Below are 4,296 nucleotides of genomic sequence, written 5' to 3'. Positions count from 1 at the left end.
TTGCTGATGCCGTTCGCGATCCGGGCATGGAGCGCGTGGGCGGAGCGGACGACCGCGGCGAGCGCATCGTTGAGCGCCAGGAGTCCGGCATCCGACATCGCGTCGACGTCATCGTCGATCACCGCGCTCGAACACAGTCCGCCGAGAGCTGTGATCCACTGCGCATCCACACGGTCGACCGCCTCCACGAGAGGAGTCAGATGATCGACCACGGGCTGCGCCATGGAAGAAGTCTACGCCTATGGGTTGACCGAGGCAAGCAGGACTTTCAGATTTATTTTCTAATTGCGATCGTGATTCGCGCCGCGTTGAGGCTATCGCGTGGGTCCGACAGCGCAACCGCCGGTGATGCTCCTATTGGTTGTCAAGCTGTGAGGAGCCATGCGCGGTAGCGGTTGGCGAGTTCGTCGTCGCGGCGTTTGCCTCGTTCAACGGTGGAGATGTGCATGGGCCAGACACCGAAGTGGCGAGCAACGGTTTCGAGGCTGATGCCGCGGGCCTGACGGAGGGGACGGAGATCGTCGACGCAGGGGATTTCGACGTGCTTGGTGAGCAGGGTGAAGATCTCGCGGACGACGGCACGTTTCAGACTGCGGATGATCTCCCGCGTTGATCGACCCTCGGCTTGCTTCTTGGCGACGTAGTCGCGGGTGCGCTGCTCGTAGGTCATCCGGACCAGCACGATCCGGTGCAGGGCCGCGTTCGCTTGCCGGTCGCCGCCTCGGTTCAGGCGGTGGCGGGTGGTCTTCCCGCTGGATGCCGGGATCGGGCTGACCCCGCAGAGTGCCGCGAACGATGCTTCCCCGCGGAGGCGCCCGGGGTTGTCTCCGGCGGTCACGAGCAGTTGCGCGGCGATGACCGGACCGACGCCCTTTGTAGCGGCGAGGGCCGGGTTCTCCTCCCGAGTGAGGCGGTCCAGGAGCACCTCGAGACCGGTGATCTCCTCGCTGAGCTGCTGGTGCCGGCGTGCGAGGGACCGAAGCGTGCGGGCGGCGATGGTCGTCACGTCGAGCGCGTCGGCTGGGCGGGTGCCGGCAAGGGTGGTGATCAGGGTTTTATCGGTCATGCCCCGATACTTCTGGCGGATCTTCTCCGGCGCGGTGACCAGCAGGGTTTTGATCTGCACCTGCGCCGCGGTGCGCGCCTTGACCGCGCTGCGACGGGCGACGAGGACGTTGCGGATCGCTTCGACCGGCCCGTCCGCGGTCTTCGGCACCGGCAGATCGGTCTCCGCCAGGACGGTCGCGGCGGCCGCGTACGCGTCGATCGGGTCGGACTTGCCCCGCATCCGCCGGATCTGCCGGTTCGGGCGGATCACCTCACTCACGAGGATGCCGTGATCCCGCAGGACACGGGCGAGACCGGCCCCGTACGAGCCTGTCCCCTCGATGCCGACGCGCAGCAGCACCCCGAATGAGACGATGAAGGCGATCAGCGCGAGGTAGCCCGCCTCGGTGGTCGGGAACTGGCGGTCGCCGAGCTTCCGCCCGGCCGCGTCGATGACCGCGGCGTGGTGGGTGTCGGCATGCGTGTCGACTCCGGCGATGACTTCCACAGCAGGTGTTGTCATGATGGTGGTGCCCTTCTCTAGTTCGGATCGGCAACCGACCGGGCGGGCAGACAGGACGTTGATGGGGGCCTGTTCGCCCAGGCTCCTATGAAGTCATGTCCGCCTGGTCGGCGACCACTGGAGCCCCGCCCACGCCGACGGATCACTGCAAAGGCACCAGGGCCAGTCGGAGGCCGAGTCAGACGCCGGGCGAGGCACTACCAGTCTCAACGTCGGAGGCCCGCACTAAGGTGTGCGGCATGGCGACCGACGGTGAAGTGCTCGCATGGCTGCTCGACTCCGACCCAGCGCTCCGCTGGCAGGTGGAGCGCGATCTCGCGCACGCTCCGCCGGAGACGTGGCAGGCGACGAGGCGCCGCGTCGCGACCGAGGGATTCGGGGCACGACTGCTGGCCGAGCAGGATGCGGACGGTCAATGGGCCGGCGGCGCATTCTTTCCGGCCGGGTTCTTCGGCAGCGCCGAGGCGGATGAGCCCGGCCAGCCGTGGGTCGCGACGACCTGGGCGCTGAAGGATCTGCGGGAGTGGGGCGTCGACGCATCCGTGCTCGGCGACACGGCGGTGCGGCTCGCCGCGAACAGCCGGTGGGAGTACGACGACCTGCCGTACTGGGGCGGCGAGATCGACGTGTGCATCAACTCGTTCACCCTCGCTTCGGGGGCGTGGCTCGGGGCGGACGTGTCCGGTCTCGCGAACTGGTTCGTCACGCACCGGCTCGACGACGGCGGCTGGAACTGCGAGGCCGAAGAGGGCAACTCGACGCGGTCGTCGTTCCACTCCACGTTGAACGCCGCACGCGGGCTGCTCGCGTACGAGCGGTACACCGGCGACACGAGCGTGCACGATGCCCGGCAGGGCGGAGAGGAGTACCTGCTGTCCCGGCGGCTGTTGTTCCGCGCGTCGACGGGCGAGCCGGTCGGCGGGTTCGCGACGGAGTTCGTGGCCCCGAACCGGTGGCGCTACAGCGCGCTCGCGGCACTGGATCACTTCCGGGATGCCGGCGAGCGCAACCCGTCCGCTCCCCGGATGACCGAGGCGGTCGCCGCGGTGCGGGCGGCGCGACAGCCCGACGGCCGGTGGCTGCAGGCGAAGCCGCTGCCAGGGCGCACGTGGTTCGATGTCGACGCGCCCGCGGGCGAGCCGTCGAAGTGGCTGACGCTCGTCGGCACGCGGGTGCTCGACTGGGCGGATGCCGCCGCGCTGGCGGACGACGACCTCGCCTCGGTCGAGTGAGCGGCTCCGTCATGGCCCGCGCCCGCCCGCCCTGACGCGGAGCCCTCTTCAGCACCCCGCCCCGTGTTCAGCCTGCGGCGACCCGCTGGCTCCAGCCCGGCCAGGTTCGGGCGTCGATGACGCAGAAGCGGTTGCCCTCCGGGTCCTCGAGGATGACGTAGTCCGCGTCGGCCGGGTAGCGGTCCCACTCGATCGCGGTCGCGCCGAGGGCGATGAGGCGCTCCACCTCGGCCGCCTGGTCCTGCGCGTAGAGGTCCAGGTGAAGTCGCGGCGGCAGGGTGCGAGTCGACCGCGCCACATCGAGCGACACGTTCGGTCCGCGTCCGTCACGGGAGCGCAGCACGGCGAAGTCGTCGTCGCGCGGCTCGCGCACGACGTAGTCCAGGGCGGCGCTCCAGAACGCGAGCTGTCGCTCCAGGTCCTGCACGCGGATGACGACCGAACCGACGACGAGCATGCCCCCGACCCTACGAGCCGCGCCGCTCGGTGACAACGGCCCTGCGCGCCCAGCCCTTCTCGGCCGGCCCGACGCAGCCGGCCCTGCGCGCCCAGCCTTTCTCGGCGGGCCCGACGCAGCCGGCGCCGGGATCAGCCGGCAGTGGAGGCCCGCACCACCAGTTCGGGGCGGTACACCACATGGCGGCGCTCACCGTCGGCCGCCGACTCGGGTTCCAGTCCGAGCAGCAGCTCGACGGCGGTGGCCCCGATGAGCTGCGCCGGCTGCCGGATGGAGCTGAGCGGCACCACGGCGGCCGCGGCGAACTCGATGTCGTCGTAGCCGATGAGGGCGATGTCGTCGGGCACGCGGATCTCCCGGGTCTGCAGCAGTCCCTGCAGCAGGCCGAGGGCGATGAGGTCGTTCGCCGCGAACACGGCATCGGGGCGGCCGGCGGCATCCCGCGCGGTGATGCGCTCGGCGGCTCGGCGTCCGTCCTCGACGGTGAGGGCCTCGGTGCCGACGAACTCGAGCGTCGCGCCCGGGCATCCGGCCACGGCGCGCTGGGCGCCCTCCAGGCGGTCGGACACCTGCCGCAGCGAGATCGGGCCGCCCGCGAACATGAGTCGCCGCCGCCCGAGCTGCAGCAGATGCTCGGCGGCGAGGCGCCCGCCCTCGAGGTCGTCCACCGCAACCGACGCGAACGCCGCATCCTGCGACTCGCGGTCGACGAGCACCGCGGGGATGCCGTGCTCGCGCATGCGCCGCAGGCGCCGGATGTCGTCGCCGACGGGCGTGACGAGCACGCCCACGACGCGCTGCTCCTCGAACAGATCCAGGTGGGCGGTCTCGCGCGTCTGCTTCTCGTCGCTGTTGGCGACGAGCACGCTGAGGCCCTCCCGTTCGGCGCGCTCCTCGGCGCCCCGGGCGACGTCGCTGAAGAACGGGTTGTGCAGGTCGAGCACGACGAGCCCGATCGTGCGGCTGCGGCCGGCCCGCAACTGCCGGGCGGCGTCGTTGCGCACGAAGCCCAGCCGGTCGATGGCATCCTGCACGCG

4 protein-coding genes and 1 pseudogene are annotated in these 4,296 nt (G+C 70.6%); 1 reads left to right on the top strand and 4 read right to left on the bottom strand.

Annotation, left to right across the window (positions count from 1 at the left end; translation table 11 throughout):
* Positions 1 to 224: hypothetical protein (locus VJR25_RS04800; RefSeq protein ID WP_324113074.1), on the bottom strand; the 224-nt coding region annotated here is incomplete at its 3' end.
* A gap of 320 nt (positions 225 to 544) precedes the next feature.
* Positions 545 to 1,570 (bottom strand): annotated as a pseudogene (locus VJR25_RS04795) (IS110 family transposase); the annotation flags it as partial.
* A 239-nt stretch (positions 1,571 to 1,809) separates the two neighbouring features.
* Here VJR25_RS04795 and VJR25_RS04790 point away from each other — a divergent pair.
* Positions 1,810 to 2,802, top strand: coding sequence for a squalene cyclase (locus VJR25_RS04790; RefSeq protein WP_324113069.1), 993 nt, complete (start codon positions 1,810 to 1,812; stop codon positions 2,800 to 2,802).
* 67 nt (positions 2,803 to 2,869) lie between these two features.
* On the opposite strand, the gene VJR25_RS04785 is transcribed toward VJR25_RS04790, so the two are convergent.
* The gene (locus VJR25_RS04785; RefSeq protein WP_324113067.1) at positions 2,870 to 3,259 is read right to left on the bottom strand and encodes a VOC family protein; all 390 of its coding nucleotides are present in this window, start codon (positions 3,257 to 3,259) and stop codon (positions 2,870 to 2,872) included.
* Between the two features lie 131 nt (positions 3,260 to 3,390).
* Positions 3,391 to 4,296 (bottom strand): LacI family DNA-binding transcriptional regulator (locus VJR25_RS04780; protein WP_324113065.1); only part of this gene is annotated, 906 nt, incomplete at its 5' end.

Origin of the sequence: Microbacterium sp., assembly GCF_035277845.1 — a bacterium.
In the GTDB taxonomy this organism is placed as follows: domain Bacteria; phylum Actinomycetota; class Actinomycetes; order Actinomycetales; family Microbacteriaceae; genus Microbacterium.
The sequence above is the reverse complement of the archived record's forward strand: the minus strand, read 5'-3'. Positions and strand labels throughout refer to the sequence as shown.